Annotated in this window: 16 protein-coding genes; 3 read left to right on the top strand and 13 right to left on the bottom strand. The window is 50.9% G+C overall.

Going from position 1 to position 18,205, the window contains the following annotated elements; translation table 11 throughout:
* Window positions 1-3: 3 nt before the first annotated feature.
* A complete protein-coding gene (locus NUV48_09890; protein ID MCR4442449.1) occupies window positions 4-2,757 on the bottom strand; it encodes an MBL fold metallo-hydrolase in 2,754 nt (917 codons plus the stop codon).
* Between the two features lie 316 nt (window positions 2,758-3,073).
* On the opposite strand from NUV48_09890, the gene NUV48_09885 reads away from it, so the two are divergent.
* The gene (locus NUV48_09885; GenBank protein ID MCR4442448.1) at window positions 3,074-3,409 is read left to right on the top strand and encodes a MarR family transcriptional regulator; all 336 of its coding nucleotides are present in this window, start codon (window positions 3,074-3,076) and stop codon (window positions 3,407-3,409) included.
* Between the two features lie 15 nt (window positions 3,410-3,424).
* Window positions 3,425-4,804, top strand: coding sequence for an MATE family efflux transporter (locus NUV48_09880; GenBank protein ID MCR4442447.1), 1,380 nt, complete (start codon window positions 3,425-3,427; stop codon window positions 4,802-4,804).
* A 44-nt stretch (window positions 4,805-4,848) separates the two neighbouring features.
* On the opposite strand, the gene NUV48_09875 is transcribed toward NUV48_09880, so the two are convergent.
* The 12 genes from NUV48_09875 to NUV48_09820 form a co-directional block, all read right to left on the bottom strand.
* A complete protein-coding gene (locus tag NUV48_09875) occupies window positions 4,849-5,892 on the bottom strand; it encodes a hypothetical protein (protein ID MCR4442446.1) in 1,044 nt (347 codons plus the stop codon).
* A gap of 69 nt (window positions 5,893-5,961) precedes the next feature.
* The gene (locus tag NUV48_09870) at window positions 5,962-6,801 is read right to left on the bottom strand and encodes a tetratricopeptide repeat protein (protein MCR4442445.1); all 840 of its coding nucleotides are present in this window, start codon (window positions 6,799-6,801) and stop codon (window positions 5,962-5,964) included.
* A 1-nt stretch (window position 6,802) separates the two neighbouring features.
* The gene (locus NUV48_09865; protein ID MCR4442444.1) at window positions 6,803-9,271 is read right to left on the bottom strand and encodes a hypothetical protein; all 2,469 of its coding nucleotides are present in this window, start codon (window positions 9,269-9,271) and stop codon (window positions 6,803-6,805) included.
* 60 nt (window positions 9,272-9,331) lie between these two features.
* Complete coding sequence (locus NUV48_09860; GenBank protein ID MCR4442443.1) at window positions 9,332-9,862, bottom strand: hypothetical protein; 531 nt, start codon at window positions 9,860-9,862, stop codon at window positions 9,332-9,334.
* A 172-nt stretch (window positions 9,863-10,034) separates the two neighbouring features.
* Window positions 10,035-11,789, bottom strand: a complete 1,755-nt coding sequence (locus NUV48_09855) for a histidine kinase (GenBank protein MCR4442442.1) — start codon at window positions 11,787-11,789, stop codon at window positions 10,035-10,037.
* A gap of 54 nt (window positions 11,790-11,843) precedes the next feature.
* A complete protein-coding gene (locus tag NUV48_09850; protein MCR4442441.1) occupies window positions 11,844-12,482 on the bottom strand; it encodes a response regulator transcription factor in 639 nt (212 codons plus the stop codon).
* Entirely contained in the window at window positions 12,467-13,879 is a 1,413-nt protein-coding gene (locus NUV48_09845) for a hypothetical protein (GenBank protein ID MCR4442440.1), read from the bottom strand. The genes NUV48_09850 and NUV48_09845 overlap by 16 nt, the downstream gene beginning before the upstream one ends.
* A 235-nt stretch (window positions 13,880-14,114) precedes the next feature.
* On the bottom strand, window positions 14,115-15,494 hold the full coding sequence (locus tag NUV48_09840; protein ID MCR4442439.1) for a DUF11 domain-containing protein: 1,380 nt from the start codon (window positions 15,492-15,494) through the stop codon (window positions 14,115-14,117).
* 137 nt (window positions 15,495-15,631) lie between these two features.
* Window positions 15,632-16,387, bottom strand: a complete 756-nt coding sequence (locus tag NUV48_09835) for a hypothetical protein (GenBank protein ID MCR4442438.1) — start codon at window positions 16,385-16,387, stop codon at window positions 15,632-15,634.
* Between the two features lie 30 nt (window positions 16,388-16,417).
* Window positions 16,418-16,714, bottom strand: a complete 297-nt coding sequence (locus NUV48_09830; protein MCR4442437.1) for a nucleotidyltransferase domain-containing protein — start codon at window positions 16,712-16,714, stop codon at window positions 16,418-16,420.
* Window positions 16,711-17,109, bottom strand: coding sequence for a nucleotidyltransferase substrate binding protein (locus NUV48_09825; GenBank protein ID MCR4442436.1), 399 nt, complete (start codon window positions 17,107-17,109; stop codon window positions 16,711-16,713). Before NUV48_09825 ends, NUV48_09830 begins: the two co-directional genes overlap by 4 nt.
* 126 nt (window positions 17,110-17,235) lie before the next feature.
* Window positions 17,236-17,475 (bottom strand): hypothetical protein, encoded by a 240-nt coding sequence (locus NUV48_09820; GenBank protein ID MCR4442435.1) that lies wholly within the window; start codon window positions 17,473-17,475, stop codon window positions 17,236-17,238.
* A gap of 311 nt (window positions 17,476-17,786) precedes the next feature.
* Between NUV48_09820 and NUV48_09815 the strand changes: the two genes are divergently transcribed.
* A partial coding sequence (locus NUV48_09815) for a transposase (GenBank protein ID MCR4442434.1) occupies window positions 17,787-18,205 on the top strand: 419 nt, incomplete at its 3' end.

Below are 18,205 nucleotides of genomic sequence, written 5' to 3'. Positions count from 1 at the left end.
TTCTTAAACAGTTGAATCGGAAACCTTGTACCCGGTTTCGGCAAAAAAGCGCTCCAGCTTTTGCTTAGTCTCCTCATCTAACGGCCCATCGACTGTTATTTTGATTTCCCGCCTGTCTTTGAACAAACTGGGATTTTTCTTGAATGGCACAATGCCTCTCACCTTTTGAAACAGCGCGGATGTATTGGGTTCCGGATGAACGCCGATCGCATATCCGGTTTCCTCTTCCAGCTCTCTCAGCACCTGCTTATACGGCTCGGCCGCCTGGGGTGTGATAAACTGCACCCGTATGGAGCCCTCCACCAGGGAGGTTTTGTATATTTCTGCCCCTTCAATTTTAAGCCTGTTTTTGATGTGGTTGAACGCTGCATTGATCTCCATTTTACCCTCGGTTATGTTGGGAACCTCTCTAGTGGCAGCTTGTGTTTCCGTTTGCACCTCAAGATCCCATCCCGTCATCTTATTGAAATCCAGCATCATTTGTTGCCGCCGGCACTGATCCAGGGTGCCCGCCAGTATAATCTTAATTTTTACTTTCCTTTGTTCACGGTGAATTGACGGTTCTCTGAGAAGCGAAACCCCCTCCGGCAGCAATTCTGCCATTTTCATTTTCAGCGCTTCCAGGTTGGTTTCCTGGTTAATCCGCCAGGTCCAACCGGTTTGTTTCAGCAAACCGAGCAACACCTCGTTTATTCTCCCCGGCAAGGCTTGCGGAAAGTTAAAATAAAGCACCGCCTCGCCAGTCTCAGGGTTCATCCCCAGTTTATTCAAATCGTAGCTTTTCAAAGCCTCAATGAATATTTCTCTGGTCTTATTCTGCTCCCAGCATGAAAAGCGCGGCTTTTCTAAACCCGTCATCCGTTTCCAGGAATCAAGGGCCTTAACCCGCAATTCCTGGATAGATGCATTCTCCGGGCCAAACAACAATTCCAGCCAGTTGCCGCTGTCTTCGTGCGGTCGACTAGACAGCAAGTCCCCACATTCACCGATAATGTCTTCCGCGTTTATATAGACATAAGCGGTCTGACCAGGCAGGTCAACATTGATCCCGTAATCGTCCTTGGAGACGCAGTAGGACAGACATGGACTGTTCCGATAAGTGACCGCAATCAGCTTGCCTGTCAAATCGCTGAATCTATTCATGAGTTCTTTCCTTTTGTTCCGCAAAGCAATTTCCTCCTCAGACAAGGGCACCCAAACATTCTGATAGATTTCCTTGAACAATCCGCTCTGTTCAAGCCTTGTCCGAAGAGTGCCGGCATCGCAACCAATCTCCGCGGCTATTTCATCCAAATGATACTCTTTTATCCCCTTGGAAAGCAAGGCTTCCTTCCAAAAGGCAGCCAGATCGCCTGCAGCAGTTGCCTTGGCGGTTTTCTGCTTCCCCATGTGCAGGCCAAACGTGAATTCCACCACTTCTCCGTTCTTGGGCAGGTAAACCGCCAGGCGATTTCGCAGTGCTTTCGCCAGGGCCTCCCTGGCCTGCGCCTGGCCATGGGTCAAGATGGTTCTCTTCGGCTTTATTGCTGTCAAAAATCCGAATATTTCCTGCTGATCGGCATGAGCGGATAAATTATACTTTTCGACTTTGCACGCGACAGGTATTTCCTTACCGTTTAACAGGATCCTCTTTTCGCTGGCCGGCTTGTCTGCTAACTCCAGCATTTTTCTGCCCGGGCTTTCCTCGTCCTGATAGCCGGTCAACAGGATGGCATTTTTTTCGCTGCTCAATAATTTTTCCGCGTAATAAGCGCTGGCACCCCCGGTCAGCATTCCTGAACTGCTGATAAAACAAGCGGGTTTCCCTGCCAGGGCTGCCTCCCGTTCATTTTTTGCCGGGCTGCCGATTGCCCTCACCGAGTCGCTGTAAAAAGGATGCTGACCGCTGAGAATTCTTTTTTGCAGGAATTTCGACAACTGGTTTGCGTGATTCAAATATACTGTATTTATGCTTCTGATCAGCCCGTCAACCCATACGGGAAATTTTTCATTGTCCTTTTGTCTTAAACGCGCCAACCGAAGCAGGTATAATACTTCCTGGGCCCGGCCTTGAGCAAAGGCAGGAACCAGGACATGACCGCCGTCCTGGATCACTTGAAAAATTTTGGCAACCAAATTGTTTTCTTCGCGCTTGCGATCAGCATGATGGCGGTCGCCATAGGTTGACTCGGCAATAACCAGATGGGGCGAAAAGTCGGGCAGTTTTGCCGGCATTATCGTTCTGGTCCCCGACAGGGAAAAATCTCCCGTAAAAATCACTCTGCCCTCCGCGGTTTCCATACCGATCATTGCAGCGCCCAGGATGTGCCCTGCCCGAAAAAAATGGGCCTTGGTCCCATCCGGCAACAGCACAAAACTTCCCAATGGCACCGGCCGCAGGCTGTTCAAGGCCTGTTTGACCAGCTCCTCGTCGAAAAGAGGGACTTCTCCCTCACGCATATCCATCACTTTGAGGCTGTCAAACAAAAGGACGCGGGTCAAATCGCACGTGGCGGGTGTAGCATAAACGGGCGTTCCCGGATAAGCCTGGCATACCAGCGGTAGGGCGCCGATATGGTCAAAGTGGGAATGGGTCAAGAAAATGGCTACCAGCTTTTTGCCTTCCAGCAGGTCTTGCATCAGCGCCAAATCAGGCAAGGAACGTTCCGGACCGGCTTGTCCCTGGCCGCAATCCACAAGGTACGCGCTGCCGCCAGTTATTAGCAAGTGGGCTGAAGCACCTATTTCATCCGCTCCGCCCAATGGAATGTATTGCATTATATTGCTTCACCTCCGGATAATCGGCCGGTTGACCGAGATTGCCTGATAGCCCCTTCCCATCAATTATATTTTATCAGCCCTGATTTTCAAACCCATTCCTTGCATAAATATCCCTTGCCGGTATTGACAAAAACAGCATCCGGGTATAATATATGTTAGAATTCTAACATTAAGTATTCTGACTATTTGGCGGGTGAGACACGTGGATGACATGAAAGCCAAAGAACTCCACGATCTGTTGTACTCCCTGGTGGGTATGTTCCACCAGAAATTTTTGTGCCGTTTTCGCAAAGAATATAAATCCCCGCCCTGGATGAAAAAAAACCACGCCAAGATCATCAACCTCCTCTACCGCAACGAACGACTGACAGCCACGGAAATAGGCAAAAGGCTGGATATCGAAAAAGGCAGCCTGACCACGCTGATCGATCAATTGGAAGAGCGGGGATTTGTCGTCCGTGAAAGTGATCCTGCCGACCGCCGAAGATTTTTAATTGCCTTGAGTGATGCCGGCAGGGAGGAAATGAACCGGGCCATGGATTTTTACGCCGGCAAGCTGAACGATTTTTTTCAAGGTATCGACCCGCAGGAGTTGGAACAGTTTATGCAAAGCCTGCGTTATGCAGTAACCTTCCTCAATAAAATGTAAAGGCGGATGAAACAGATGAAACACAGCATGGAGATGGGCGAACAAAGCATCGGGAGGCTGCTGTGGAATTTTTCCCTGCCGGCCATTGTCGGAATGCTAATCAACTCGCTTTACAACATTGTGGACCGTATATTCGTGGGACGGGGCGTTGGTTCCATCGCGATTGCCGCCACAACGGTGGCCTTTCCCATTATGATCATCATGATGGGAGTTTCCATACTGATCGGGGTGGGAGCAACGGCGTTGATTTCCATCCACTTGGGAGAACGCAAGCCCGAAGAAGCGGAAAGGGTGGCCGGCAACGGCGCGGCCATGCTGGTTATCCTGCCGCTGCTGATAACGGTGATATACCTGCTGTTTTCCGACCCCATCCTGGTGTTTTTCGGCGCCGACCGTGAGGTTTTGCCGTACGCCCGGGATTTCACCCACATCATCGTGCTCGGGTCGGCATTCGGTTCCGTCAGCATGGGGATGAACAACTTCATCCGGGCTGAAGGCAACCCCCGCGTCGCTATGCTGACCCAATTAATCGGTGCCGCAATCAATTTCGTCTTGAATTACACGTTCATCTTCAAGTTGGGGCTGGGGATCAAAGGGTCCGCGCTGGCCACGGTCTCAGGCCAGTTTTGCTCCGCGCTCTGGGTGATCTGGTATTTTGTGTCCGGCCGGAGCACGGTGAAAATTAAAACAGCCAACCTGAAACCACGGTTGGCCGTATTAGGCAAAATAATGGCTATCGGTTTTGCTCCCTTTGCGCTGCAAATAGCAACCAGTATCCAGCAGACCTTGTTCAACAAGACGCTGATTTCCTACGGCGGCAACATGGCGCTTTCGGCAGTGGGCATCATGATGAGCATCAATACCATTATGTTCATGCCCATCATCGGCTTGAGCCAGGGGGCGCAGCCCATCATCGGTTTCAATTATGGCGCCCGGCAGTATGACCGGGTTAAGAAAACCCTGAAAACAGCCATATTTGCCGGCACCTGCATAGCCCTGGCCGGTTATGTGGCTATTCATCTCTGGCCGGCACAACTCGTCGGACTGTTCACCAAAGGTGATACCGAACTCATCAAAACGACTGTTGATGCCATGCTGGTCTATTTTGCCCTGATGCCGGTGCTCGGGTTCCAGGTGCTGTCTTCCAACTATTTTCAGGCAGTGGGCAAACCGGTGCAATCGGCAATCCTCAGTCTGTCCCGGCAGGTGCTGTTCTTCATCCCGCTGCTGTTGGTCCTGCCCCGTTTCTGGGGGATCAACGGCGTCTGGCGCACGGCGCCTATCGCTGACGCCCTCTCCGTAACGCTAACCGCCATATTCCTGTTCCGGGAAATGGAAGCCTTGCCCCAAATTGCACCGCCGCTAAAGCTTAAAGAGCAACCGGAGAGACAATAGCTGCATTTTTTCTCATTTCCCCCTGTATAAAATCCCAGTATTCCTCATTCTTCTTCGCCCATAACCCCGCCCCACTCCACTACCGCAAAACGGCTGCGGGTCACTTTTTCGATGGGGAATACGGTTTCGCAGGGTTGGCCGCGGTCCTTTTCAATCAGGAACCACAGCCTGTAGACGCTGGCCGGCTTAGGCGTCACGGTCAAAGGCATGATGTTTTCAATTATGTCCGTGCCCTGGGGATAAAAGATGTAATTGCCCGCAGGGGAGAGCTTTTGCTCCCAGTATTCGACAAAATCGGCAGTTTCCCTGGCGTTGAAGCCGTATGATTCCATCAGGCGGTACAAATCATGCCTCAGGCTGCGCCCGTTTATTCTCAGCCCTTTTTCTCTCTGGAATCCTATTCCAGGCACCCTCGCCTCATAAAACAGGTAGTCGTTTTGCCCGTTGATCGACCCTCCACGCACCTCGGCCTTCCATCCCGCCTCCGGCTCATACTCCGGAATCGAGGCGGTGATATAGCTGTACGGCTCAAGCTGCAGGCGGACCTCCAGATCCTGTTCGCAGTAAATGTAGATGTTCGGCTTGTAGACATCGAGCAGCCCTCTGGCTGCATCTCCCAGGTATTTCTTTAGCCAGGAAAAAATCTTGTCAATGTTCTTAAGGCTCTCAACTGCGGCCTTGGCGAGGGTAACGGTAATCGTTATTGTCGCTATGACCGGAATGGTCGCCGTTCCCGTAGCCAGCGTGTAAATGATCACCCCGGCCGACGCCGCGTTCAACGCGACTTCCGTCCACCCCGCCACTTTGCCTGCAGTGGTGTGGTCGCCCGCAAGAAGATTGATGGCACCGGTAAGCGTGTCGTAAATATTTTTGCCCAGGTTGTAGGTGGTACCGCCAACAAGCTTGCATCCCCCGTCAAATACATCGTCGGCCACTTTGCCGGTTAGACCATCCAGCCCGAACACATCGGAAACAACCCCGCCCAGGGATGTTTCAGGGCCAAAACAAAACACCGCCGTCAAAGCCAGTATCAAGACGGCACCAATAACTCTTGAACTTTTTCTGGGCCTTGATAAACTTTCCGGCATTTCGTCTCTACCTTCCCCTTGCCTGACCAGAATATCGCATCCCTATCGCGACTTTGCTCCATCCGTTGTTCACTGGGTTCCCCCGGCCTGCCGCAAATAATAATTCGCCTCTTCCTTCAACCCTATTATCTCCTGTTTCAACTGTTCATCCGGCTTCAACGCCAGGGCTGTTTCCAGGGCAACAAGCGCTCCCCGGTAGTTCATAACCATCAGTTGCACCCTGGCCAGCTGTAAATGCCCCAGGGGTATTTGAGGTTTCATTTCCACGAACTGCCGCGCAAAATGCCGGGCCGCCTTATAATCCCCCAGCCGGCGGGCGCACTCGGCTGCATACAGGAAAGCATCCACCATGTCCGGGTCCTGCTGCAAGGCCTTTTTCAGATTAATCAGCGCTTCCTGGTACTGCTTTCGCTGGTAGTACGACATGGCGTAGTTGAACAGTTCGTCGGCGTTGAACAGCCTGTACTGTTTGCGAGCCTCGAGCAGCGCTGCCGCCTTTTCCGGTTTCCCTTTTTTCAGATACACGGTGGAAAGGTTCAACCAGATTTGGGGAACCTCCGGGTATTTGTCTGCCAGGGTGTCCAGCAACCGCTCGGCACCGTCCAGGTCGCCGGCGGCCAGTAAAGAAGCGCTCTTTTTCACTTCCCGGTCCAACCTTTCTGTTTCGCCGGGGCCGAAAACCGCTGGTGCAGCCAGGACTATACCAACAAGCATCGCCGATATGGCCATCATCCGGGTGCTATTGCACAGGCCGGCGGCCGTACGACAGAGCCTGCTTCTGACCGGATGGCTGCTCAGCAACGCCATGGCAGCCCCTGCCGCCAGAACCCCCGCGACCCAGGCCTTAAACCCCGATATGGCCATCTCCAGCAATGCTCCACCTGTTACCAGCAAACCTGTCACCAACATATTATTGCTGCTCTCCCTCTCTGTTTTTCCATAGCTCGGTAAGCGCATGGTTGTGCAATCCGTAAGGTTCATACAAGGGGTTATCCCGGTAAGGGTTATACTCCGCCACCTTGCGGAAGGCCCGGGTAGCCCTGGTCAAATCGCCCATGTGTTTGTACACGCTGCCTAGGCAAAAGTATCCCTCGATCGACTGCGGACGGCGTTCAAGAAACTGCAACAGAGACTTCTCGGCCATGGGGTAACAATCGTTCTTGAGATAACCGGCCATTTCGTTGTAATTGACGCCCAGCAGATAATATGGATAGGCCAGGGCTGGATTCAATTGTAAAAGTTGTTCAAAGTGCTGGTTGGATTCGCCGTAGTTTTCCCTTTGCCTGGCTTCCAGGCCCATCACGTAATGATAAAGGAGTGCCGGGGCTTTCTCTTTTTCCAGTTCGGATAGAAAAGCTTTCATCTGTTCGGGCTCCCGGCCGCACAGATACTGGTACTCCAGCAAAATGCGGTACAGGAATTCATCTGCCGCACCAACGGCCGCCTGATCCAGACCCAGGGCATTAATATGCTGGCAGAGACTGGAGACAGCCTCCAGGGCAGCCTGGTAATCCCGGTTTTCCAGGCAAGCCACGGCCAGCAGGTAGAGAAGACGTGGATCGGCCTGTTCCCCGGCGGCGCCCATGAATTCGCCAACGACCTCCGCGGCTCGTGCCGGCTTCCTGTTTTCCAGGAGCGTGAAAACATAATCGCAGGCAATATCGCCATGGTCGGGATATTTCCGGTACATAGATTCCATCAGTTGTTCCGCTTCTGCGGCATGTCCGGATTTGACATACATATACGAAGCGAACAGCGCTGCTTGAATCTCCTGTCGACCGTCTTCCCGGCCGCCCTCATCTCTGGCCTTGCCGGCTAGATATTTTTTTGTGTATTCATACATATATACCGGATCGGGTATGCGTTCCGCGATCAGCGCCACCTGATAACAGGTTTCGGGGTCAGGGTTTCGTTCAGCGTACTCCAGCAGCTCCGACAGGATAGAGCTTTCTTTCTCATGCTCCGTCTTGTGTAAGATGACATAAAGCTGCCGTTCTTCCAGCAGGGCGTCCAGTCTCCTTACCTCTTGCAGATAGGAAGCAAGCCTCTTTTCCCCCGCACGCCATAAACCGGCAAACCGATCGACAAACACTCCCCTGGCAATTGCCAGGTTAAGCACTTCGGCGACCCTGGCCGTTTCCCCGGCAGCCTGCAGACCGCTAATGGTCCACAGCCTGGCTTCTGGGATAACGGCTGGATTTCCGGCGGCGTCTTCAAACAGCTTGATAAGGTCGAAGTTGAGCTCGCCTGGCGGGCGGGTTAACCTGAGCAGCATACCTTTGAAATACGGTACATACGGCGAGTTGGGATAAATCTCCTCCGCCCGGTCAAAAAGAACGGGCGCCGCTTTGAGGTCGCCTTGCGTCGTTATTTCTTTTAGCCCCGTGAGGTAGGCTTGAAATGCCAGCAGGTCAGCCTTGGCTTTGATATATTCCGCCGAAGCCGCCCATCCCTGTCCCAGGTTTCTCAGGTTATCGGCCCTGGTTATCCTGGCCTGGATGCTATCCGTAAACCGGTTGGCTGCATCCAGGTGCGGCACGATACCGGCGGAAATAAAGGCAATCGTTAATACCCCTGCTGCCAGGGGGAACCATAACGAGCCCGGCCCCGGCTTTCCCAGTCTTTCCCTGAATGCATCCTGGCCCCGGGCTAATAAGATATGAGTGCAACAAATCAAGAAAATGGCAAATGCAGTCTTGCCGCCGGCCAACAACATGCCTGTAAGATACCTGGAAAAGAAACCGTAGGGCAGAACATTGGCCAGGCATGATTCCAGCAGTCTCAGCAAACCAAACAATAAACCGCCGGCCAGGATACATCCCAGGACCAGCAGCAGAAAATACCGAAAACTTTTCAGGCACACGGCTGCCAGCGCGGCTGCCGCCCGCCCTGTCCGGCGGGCCGGGATCCCATACGCCATGAAGGTTATGGCAGCAAAGCAAGCAAACACAGCGACCGTTGAAATCAGAAACAGCATCGCCCCCAGCGACAGACCGGCAGCGAAACTGTGAAAGGGCCTGTCACCGGGCACCCGGGCCAGGAAGTATAACCAGCCCTTCATTGCCGGAGGGATAACGGCAACAACGGCCGAAACGGCCAAAGCCCCGCTCAACAGCGGCGGTATGACCGACAGCACTGGTCGCTCGGGGCTGAATGTTTTTTTGAAGTACAATGCGGCTGCAACCAACCCCAACGATAAAGAAACAACGGTAAAAACGGCCTGCAACCCTATGGGGACAGGCTCGGCAAGCGCCCAAAGCGCCAGGCTGCCAAAGAGCCAGCCGGCATCCAGGCTAAAAAAGGCCAGCAACAACCAGCCCCAATGTTTACCGGCCTTCTCCATCCAGGGATACTGTCCCGTATTAAACCAACGCTTCATAAGCAAATCAGCAACCCATTCCCCTTGTCTATTTGACCTGCCCTTCGCCGCCGCTCTCTGTCATTTCTTGGGAACAGCCGTATTACCGGTCATGCCCTTCAGGCTTTCAGGCATGCCGCCGGGAGCCGGAACCAGGTTAATGAGCAGTGAAGTCGGATAATCCTTTAACTCCTTGTCCTGGTCGGTGTTTTTGATTGCGCAGACAGTAAACGTATAACCGTCTTTTACTCCCAGAATGGTATACTCGTCATCTTTTTCCGTAAGGGAGATCACCTGAGAATTTTTAAACAAATCCTTATAGAAAGCGCTTACTTTCTGCAACGAGTCCTTACTGAAGCAGGTCACCACAAAAGAGTTTTCATTGCTTTGCACCGCCATAATAAACGCGTCCTTGTAAACGGGGAAATGGTCGGCAGGGTAACCTTCCGGCAGTTTGACGCTTTGTTTGGTGTCAGTGGTGTATTTGATGTTCAAATCCCCTGGCCCTTGTTTTTGCGGCTCGGCGCTTTTCCCCTTCGCGCATCCTGCTGCTAAGGCCAAAACTGCCGACAGGGTCAACACTGCCAGAATATTTGCCATATGTTTTCTCACTGCCTTAACACCCCTCGTAGTAAACATCTGTTTCATATTCTCAATTCTATTGTTACAGGCCCATCCCTGACAAGGTGTAAAAGTCATAGTTTTGCAGTGACTGGCAGCCATACTTGCGGATGACTTTCGGCCAAAACCCCGTTCCGTTTGATCCCTGATGTGCCCAGCGCTTTCAGTACGGAATGCGGGCGCGGATAATAAAACCGGCTCTTTCCTGAGATCCGCAAGTCAGTGTTCCACCGAGGTCCTTTAGCCTTTGCTCCATGCCGTTCAATCCGTTCCCCCGTTTAATTTCCGGACAGCCCCTGCCATTATCGAGAATATACAACTGCGTTTCCCTGGCGTTGAACCTAAGGTAAACTGTGGCTTGTTCTGCTCTACCGTGCCTTAATGAATTTGTCAGTGCTTCCTGGCATATCCTGTAAATGGTGTGGTACAAATCGGACGGCAACCCCCGGCGGTGTCCACTAACTATCATCAAGTCCACTTTCATGCCGGCCTGCCTGTATTTGCCCACCAGGCGGTCCAAATCGCCCTCCAGCGCTTCAATGGTTTTAAGGGATGCGCTGTTTTTTCCACCGGACTTTGCGTTACGGAGTTCATCCAATCCCTGCCTTGCACAGTCCAGGGCCTGCCGAGCTTTGACCCGGGCCCGGACGCAGTCGGTATCCGCGAGTAAATAACTGCTTTCCAGGATTTTTAACACAAGGACCAGCGAGTGTCCCAGAACATCGTGAATTTCGCGCGCCATCCTGTTTCTCTCCCCGATAATCGCCAGTTGTCTCAGGTTTTCTGCGTGTTCCCGGAGCCTGCTGTTTAGCGATCCCAGTTCACTGTTTTTCTTTTCCAACTGTTTGATCAGTTCCCGGTACTCGCTGTTGTCATAACAAATGCAAATACCGGTGCCTCGCTCTTGCCCTTTGCCGGATGTTTTCAGCGGCTTTACTTGCACGGTCAGGTACTTGTATTTTGCGCCGGTTACAATAAGATCGCGGCTGACTGCCAGCCCCTGCGATTTGGGCATTGCGTCCATCAGGTTCCTGATGATCCGCTCCTCGCGGCAGACCGCGGCTATCGACCTGTCCAGCCCATCAACAGTCCCATGTTCCATATCGTTTTCAGCAAGGTCGAACATATGGCAAAAAGCCTTGTTGCAGTCAAGAATTTGCCCGTTTTTATCAAAAACCATGACCCCTTCCTGCAGATTGTTGAAGGACAAGGCGATGCCCAGGGGGACGATGTCCAGAAACCGGTATTTATATATGGCGTAAGCGAAAAGAGCCAGCGAAGCATTACAGCTCACCGGCGTTAAATCAAACCGCGGTTCAATTAGCCCGGCGATATAAAGGGCATTAACCGCTAAAGGTATGATAATACCCATTGTCAGCAGCCTGGCCTGCATGCTTTTCTTGCCCGGCTGCCGATGGAACCTGGTGGCACAAAATCCTATGCCTATAGCCAGGTACAGATAAGTCACCGCCGTATAGGCATAAAAAAGCGGGCCGAAGGTATCCCCCAAAAAGTCGTAAGAAGAATAAAACAGGTGATGTTTTTCGTTGGTGGCGACAACAAGAAAAAATAAAGCCGGAGGTATGTTCAAGGGAATGCTGAACCGCCAGGACAGGGGTCTACCCCTGGCATAGACATAGCCGAACATCAACAGGGCGCTGCCCATGAAACAAACCGGCAGGTATTGAGCCACAATAAATGCCCATTTCAATTCCACCGTTGGCGCCACTGTCTTGAAAACCTTGCATATCAACCAGGCCAGCAGAATACCTTGCAGCAGCATATAATGATAAAACAGCGCGTTTCTTCGCGCCTGCAGGTAAATATAGCAGGCCAGGGCAACGGCCACTATGATGGAAAAAACGTGCCATATTTCTAAAATGAAAATATCGTACAACCATTCTAAATCAAACGACATCTGACCACAAACCAGCCTTTTACACTAACTTTACGTCAGATAAATCTTGAGAAGCTAGAGAAGACCGTTCTTCAGGGCAAAAAGCACGATTTGCGTGCGGTCTTTTGCCCCGATGATTTCCAGGATGCGCGATATCCTGTTCTTGATGGTCCCTTCCGAATAATTCATGATCTCGGCGATTTCCTTATTGTTCTTCCCGTCGCCGATCAGTTCTATAATTCTGATATCCTCTGATTTTAGCCGCCCAAAGACCGGGTTCCCGCTCCTTATGGTCAGATTGTTCAGCTCTTCCCGCAGCACGTCCTTTACCGAACCGTTCAGCACGCAAAATCCGCTGTCGATGCATTTTATGGCCAGGACCAGTTCCTGCGGTCGCACGTCTTTAAGGAGATAGCCGTCGGCCCCCTTCATAAGCGCGGCCAAGATGTTGTCCTTGTCTTCAAATGTCGTCAGCATCGTAATTCTGGTCTGCGGCCAGGACTGTTTGATCAGTTCGACCGCTTGCAACCCGTCGCACTCCAGCATCTTTATATCCATCAGGACCACTTGCGGCGCCAGCCGTTCGCACATTTGCACCGCTTCCCTGCCGTTGGCGGCAATGCCCACCACATCAATGTCGTCGTCCTGCTGTAAAATAAATTGCAGGCTTTCCGCCAGCAAAGCATGGTCATCTGCTATCAGGACCCGGACCATCCGGCTCCCCCCCCTTTCCGATTTGTCGTTAGGGGGTCCCTTGCAGCCAGCGGGGCAATCGATTCGCGTATCCTTTTGATGGCCTGGCTGGCGTTGTCGATCGACTCCCGTATTCTTTCCTTCATCAGAACCGTCTCCCCTTCCCGCAGGGACTCCAGGCTTTCTAGATTGCAGGCAATTTGCTTGATCGAATACCCTATAACACTGTTGACATGCCGGACTATCCGCTGCCTTTCCCTTTCCTCCGCCAACTGTCTTACAACACCGGCATATTTCTGCAACCGGTCGGTCAAGGCCATGAGTTCCTTTTGCTTTTGTTCGAGCTGGTCAATAAGCACCTTGTATTCCGAGACGTCCCGAAACACATGGAGCATACCTCCGCTGCCGTCGCCGTCTTTGCCTATCGGCTGGATATAATATGAACAATGCATTGGGGCCGGCAGTTCGGGAAACGTAAAAACCACACTCCCGGAACAGGTTTCTCTGTTGCTGGCGTAAGCTGCCTCTTGCCCAATAGGGTTTTCCTGACAGCCCCGGCTCATGTTTGCTGCGGCTATTATTTCGGCCAGGTCCCTGTTTTCCCCTATGTTGAGCAAATTATTGAGCTGGGCTCTATTGGAGTAGAGAACGGTGTTTTGATGGTCCGTGATAACGATCGATTCGTTGATGCAATCCAACGCCTGGAGCCTGTTGCTCAAAACGGCTTTATAACCGATTGCCCCCCGGTTTCCTATCAAAATAGCTGCCTGGAAGGCTGCAAAACTGACTGGCGTCAGGTCATAAATGCCAAAAGATGTCATTTGTTCCCACCCGTCAAGCAAGGCTACAAAGAGCATGGCAATAATGCCTGTTCCTGCCAGCTTTCGGTTCGGATGCCCTTTTCGCCTTTGTGAAAAATATATTAAAGCAAGACCGATCAAGACCAGCACATAGTTGCATAAAGCTATAAAGGCATAACCGGAGTTAAACTTAAAATTAAAAGGCACCGGCTCATACACGGTATAAAACAAATGATGGGCGCTGTTGGACAATATCATTCCCGTACCGAGAAAAGGCACCCATCCCATTGAAAGAACGCGCCATGTTCCTGGGTATCGTTTCAGGACAGCCGTATGGCAGTAGAAAAAAAAAGAAGAGCTGGCCAGGCATAGGGCAATGCTTTGTATCTTGATGAACAGGTCCATCTCCGCCGGCGTCGATACAACCGTTAAAAACTGGCCGGTTTGTGCAGCAAGTATTGCGGCCTGCAACACATACAGCGTGTTTTTTTGTGGCCGGGGCAGATTGCCGCAATGTATGAAAACAGTCAGCGCTGTCGTCAGGACTATGGCGCCTAGTAAGGCCGCAATTATCCAGAATTTATCCATGTTATAAACCGCATCGAATGGGTACAACAAGTAATAACCTCCCAACCGCACTGTTGGTTAATTTTTAATTTTTTATATATATTCTACCTCAATATCGGTTTGGCAACAATCGGTGCCATCCGAAGAACTTAGGATTGAGCCGGAAATATAGCAACAGGTCTTAAAAAGGCAGGGGTAAGCGACGGTCTGACGGCGCTACCCCTTTTTTGCCACCTTACCACCTTAAGCGAAGCCTCAGCCCGGTTTATTTAAGCCAGATTTACTACTAACATGGTTTCCCGCATACCATATTTAACTGCACATCGACAGGCGCCACAGCCGGTATCCCACTGACTCCCAGGAACACCTGGGCGGCCGGGTCAACCGGTACAACGTCGGTGATGGTGTTCATGATGGTCGTCGTTCCCACCACCGAGCTGGACACCAGGATAAAGGTCCCGAGCTTTTTATAGCTGCCGCCGGCCGGTACCACGGCGTTCTTGCAGATGAAATCGAAGCTGGCCGGGCCTGGAATGTTGGTGTTGGTCGGAACCGGGTTGGTGGTGCCGGAAAAATACCCCTCGCACCCGCTCAAATCCAGGAACTTCACCACCACTCCGGCTGGCACCTCCATGCGGTCAAACATATGCACCGTGACGTCCGGTGACAGGCCAACGCTGGACAGGGTCAAGGTGTAGACGCCTTTATTGCCCTCAATCAGGCAGCATTTGTCGGCGCTGAGCTGGACCACATCAAGATTGGTGGAGCAGCTGGCGGAATCCTTGGTGCCTTCGGCTGCCGCGCTGGCGGTATTGTTGATTTTGTACTTGCCGGGAATGGTCACGGTGGCGATCGGAATCTGGTAAAGTACATGGACGGTCTCGCCCGGTAGGATCGTGCCCAAATTGCCGCTGATCGTTATCTGGCCGGGGGTGCCGGTGTTTACTGTTAAAGTGGCGGGGGTTACGGTAATGGCCCCGAGGGACAGCTGCACAGGCACATACACGGTGTCCTGGAACTGGACGTTGTCCAGCGATGCGTTGCCTGTATTGGTCACCGCCACATTGTAGTTGAGTACTGCCTGGTTGTCTATAATGGTGTGGCCGCATTCCTTGGTAACGGACAGTTTCCCCTGCGGGTTGCAGTCCGGCACTTCATAACAGTTCGAACATGAGAATGTGTTAATATTGGAGCCGGCTTTGACCTTGATGGGCTGGACCGCAACCGGGTAATCTCCCAGGAGTTCTATGCGGTACTCTACGCTGATGCCTTTTTCATAACGTTCCTGGGTTTCCACCTTCAGCCACTGGAAGCCGTCCGGGGCTGGCCCGAGGTTGGGGTCGTCGACGGTGAGGCTGAAAGGAACGGAGAGGAACTGGCCGCAGCCGTCGATCTTTTCGCTCACGGTGACATGTTCAGCCATGAGCACCTCGCAAATGGGAATTCCAAAATTGCTGATGGCCCTGGTACCTTGACCGCAATCGGTAATGAATTTATACGTCCAAAAGGACTTGTTAAGACCAGGTACAAAAGCCGGGTTGTTAACCACGCTGCCGTCGGGCAGGTTTTGACAGGAAGGCTGCACCACCGAAATGCCGTTGAGCGGGCCGCAGCAGCAAATGCTCTGGTAAGGGGAGCATTGACAGGGTTGAGCTGGTTTTGCCATAATTAATTCACTCCTTGACCATATATATTGAGGATTAGCCGCGGATTCTTAAATACCGGACTTATCCCCTATATAATATGTCCTTCGGAACAAGCATGTGAGTGGCAAAACCATATATTTGGGAAAATTGCCCCACTTTACCACTCGATATCTTCAGGAAAATCCAGATCCAATCTTAAATCGTCCACGCTGCAGTTATATTTCTTGGCATCTTCCCTCAATTGAAGTTCTAAATCGCGGTATTCCTGCCCCCGCTCTACAATCCGCTTGGCGATTGTTGATAAATTCTTCAGCCGCTTTTCCTTGCTCATTTTTATGAATCGTTCATTGAGGATGTCCAGGTACTGGGTAATGTACCTGTCCACATATACAAATTTGCCGTTCAATATGTTCAGTATTCTTGCATATATATTGTCTGATACGGTTTGTTTCAGGCATTCGGCCACGGCGGCTTGCAACATGCGCACTTGCGCGATGGAGTGATCCCAGATAACCTTATTTGAAACGAACAGGTCAATGCCGTATCTTGTTTTGGCCAGTTTTTGAGCGTATAGCTCCATGAATTCATTCAACGCTATAGTGACAAACAGCATTTCAGGCCACAACACGCGTATTTTCAAGTAGACATTCTTGTCCGGGGCGAGCACTAACATGCGCTTTTTCTTTTCTTCATCCATGCCATTGTATATAAATTCTATCTCACGGTCTCCCATCAAGGCATGACGAAGATCGTAGCATATGCCTAAAACTCTTATGCTGGCAGCGCCGCATTCGATGAATTCATCCTCGTTTCCCACAACTGTATGCAATGCCTTGTACAGGTTTTCAAAATCCATGTGGTCGCCATAAACGGCCACTCCTGCATTGTTCGGCGTATTCCTGGCAAATATCATTTTATCACCTGTTGTTCTGGTTTTACTTGTTCAGCTGCGGCGGTAAACTTCCATACCTTGTTCTTCGATCCTCTGGCGCAGTTTTTCGTCCAGGGGACCGTTCATGTCTATGACGTCGATTTTGTAGATACCCGCCGCTTCGTCCAGATCCAGCCACAACCCGGGCGGCAGTTCCCCCTCGCAGTAAACGGCCAGGTCAATGTCGGAATTGTATCTGTAATCCCCCCGGGCCCGGGAGCCGAAAACAACGGCTCTGGTCACATTTTCTCTTTTTTGCAGTTCTTTTTTTATCGCTTGTATGATTTGTTCCGGCAGCCCAAAATTCATTGGATTTTTTCCTCCATCTTGTTGGCAAAGGCAACGAATACGGGATAGTATTTATCTTTCACTTTGTCATAAATCTCTTTGGCCATTTGCTCGTTATATGTGTGGACGGTTAGATTACGGGCATTAATCATGTCAATCCAGGTTTCACCTTCTATGATAATCCCTGTTGCAAAGGCTTCTTTAAAAGCTGACCGTGGTGAGTTTACAGTTACGATACCTTCAGATTCAAGGTAAAGTTTCATTAATTTCCATGCCAGCTCATAGGTAAACTCAAAGCGCTGCATCACCCCGTCATAAAGCAAGGGATTGGATGCGTTTTCTTCCAATGCTTCCTTAAGTTTATTTACCGCTTTTTTATATTCTGCAAATTTTTCTTTAAGCCCTTCTTTTCTCATGATTTGTCGAGTAGACGCTCGACTTCCACCTCACTTTTCAATGAATTGTTGAATGTGAGAAGGCCGTCCACGCCCCTCACAGAACCCAACGTGCCCTATTAAGGCATTGGGCTCTTCATATAAACCTTACGCAGCTTGCCAGATGTTCACATATATCCTCGGTTCCGCTATCGGGTGCTTTTCAAGGAGCATCCTAAACCGCCTCCACGTCAGATATGCCCTCTGGCTGCGCCTCGTCAGCGTCTTATAGAGCGCAATCATAATGTATCGGAGTTCAGGTTCGGAAGCCTTGAGCTTTGAGTTGGCTCTCAACTGGTCGGCGGCATTCCAGAGCTTTTTCTCTATTTCGTTGTTTATCGACGGCATTGTCTGCACCTCTTTATTAATTCGGCTTGGTTACAAATGAATAATTTCTCCTTTATTTTGCCAAATCCTGTATTAATATTTTGCATGTAAAATTAGCAACTGTTTTCTCCCCCCGCCTGCGCCCGGGTTCGACAGTTTTTCGTGACTTTTAGGCATTTATAAAAACGAGAATCCTTAAATAATAAGGCTTTCGAGAGTTATCCACAAGGCAAAATCTAAAAATTGCGTAGGCACACGTTTTTTGTGGATAAAATATCACTAATGTTAATTAAATGTTGAGTTAATATTGTATATTGTGGTATAATGTAGGCATGTATATACGAGTAACTTCCCGCAAAAATAAAGACAATACTGTTACCAAATATGTCCAACTTGCCCATAACATCCGCAATCCAAAATCCGGTCAGCCACAAGCCCAGATTCTTTACAACTTTGGCCGAATGGATGAATTAGATTTGGAGGTTCTCCGCCGATTAGCCGCCAGTATTCACCGTTTCCTGGGCGAGGGATTCTCTGGTGCAAGTAGCGAAGGTTCTGCTCCTAACCTTACGCTGAATTCCAGTCGTTCCCTGGGTGGGACCTGGTTTCTAGACCAGCTATGGAAGAAACTTGGCATTGATGAGGCCCTGATGAACAAGATGAACGATCGCCAGTTTCGTATACTGGTCGAACGGACCATTTTCGCAATGGTAGCCAATCGGGCTTTGGCTTCCGCCAGTAAGCTGGCTCT

It is taken from the genome of Peptococcaceae bacterium, from assembly GCA_024655825.1.
GTDB lineage: Bacteria > Bacillota > Peptococcia > DRI-13 > PHAD01 > JANLFJ01.
The sequence above is the reverse complement of the archived record's forward strand: the minus strand, read 5'-3'. Positions and strand labels throughout refer to the sequence as shown.

What these genes read in the sequence shown, in the direction of transcription:
- NUV48_09890 (MCR4442449.1), bottom strand. Translation starts at nt 2,757, where the DNA reads ATGCAATACATTCCATTGGGCGGAGCGGATGAAATAGGTGCTTCAGCC.
- NUV48_09885 (MCR4442448.1), top strand. Translation starts at nt 3,074, where the DNA reads ATGAAAAAAAACCACGCCAAGATCATCAACCTCCTCTACCGCAACGAA.
- NUV48_09880 (MCR4442447.1), top strand. Translation starts at nt 3,425, where the DNA reads ATGAAACACAGCATGGAGATGGGCGAACAAAGCATCGGGAGGCTGCTG.
- NUV48_09875 (MCR4442446.1), bottom strand. Translation starts at nt 5,892, where the DNA reads ATGCCGGAAAGTTTATCAAGGCCCAGAAAAAGTTCAAGAGTTATTGGT.
- NUV48_09870 (MCR4442445.1), bottom strand. Translation starts at nt 6,801, where the DNA reads ATGTTGGTGACAGGTTTGCTGGTAACAGGTGGAGCATTGCTGGAGATG.
- NUV48_09865 (MCR4442444.1), bottom strand. Translation starts at nt 9,271, where the DNA reads ATGAAGCGTTGGTTTAATACGGGACAGTATCCCTGGATGGAGAAGGCC.
- NUV48_09855 (MCR4442442.1), bottom strand. Translation starts at nt 11,789, where the DNA reads ATGTCGTTTGATTTAGAATGGTTGTACGATATTTTCATTTTAGAAATA.
- NUV48_09850 (MCR4442441.1), bottom strand. Translation starts at nt 12,482, where the DNA reads ATGGTCCGGGTCCTGATAGCAGATGACCATGCTTTGCTGGCGGAAAGC.
- NUV48_09840 (MCR4442439.1), bottom strand. Translation starts at nt 15,494, where the DNA reads ATGGCAAAACCAGCTCAACCCTGTCAATGCTCCCCTTACCAGAGCATT.
- NUV48_09835 (MCR4442438.1), bottom strand. Translation starts at nt 16,387, where the DNA reads ATGATATTTGCCAGGAATACGCCGAACAATGCAGGAGTGGCCGTTTAT.
- NUV48_09830 (MCR4442437.1), bottom strand. Translation starts at nt 16,714, where the DNA reads ATGAATTTTGGGCTGCCGGAACAAATCATACAAGCGATAAAAAAAGAA.
- NUV48_09825 (MCR4442436.1), bottom strand. Translation starts at nt 17,109, where the DNA reads ATGAGAAAAGAAGGGCTTAAAGAAAAATTTGCAGAATATAAAAAAGCG.
- NUV48_09820 (MCR4442435.1), bottom strand. Translation starts at nt 17,475, where the DNA reads ATGCCGTCGATAAACAACGAAATAGAGAAAAAGCTCTGGAATGCCGCC.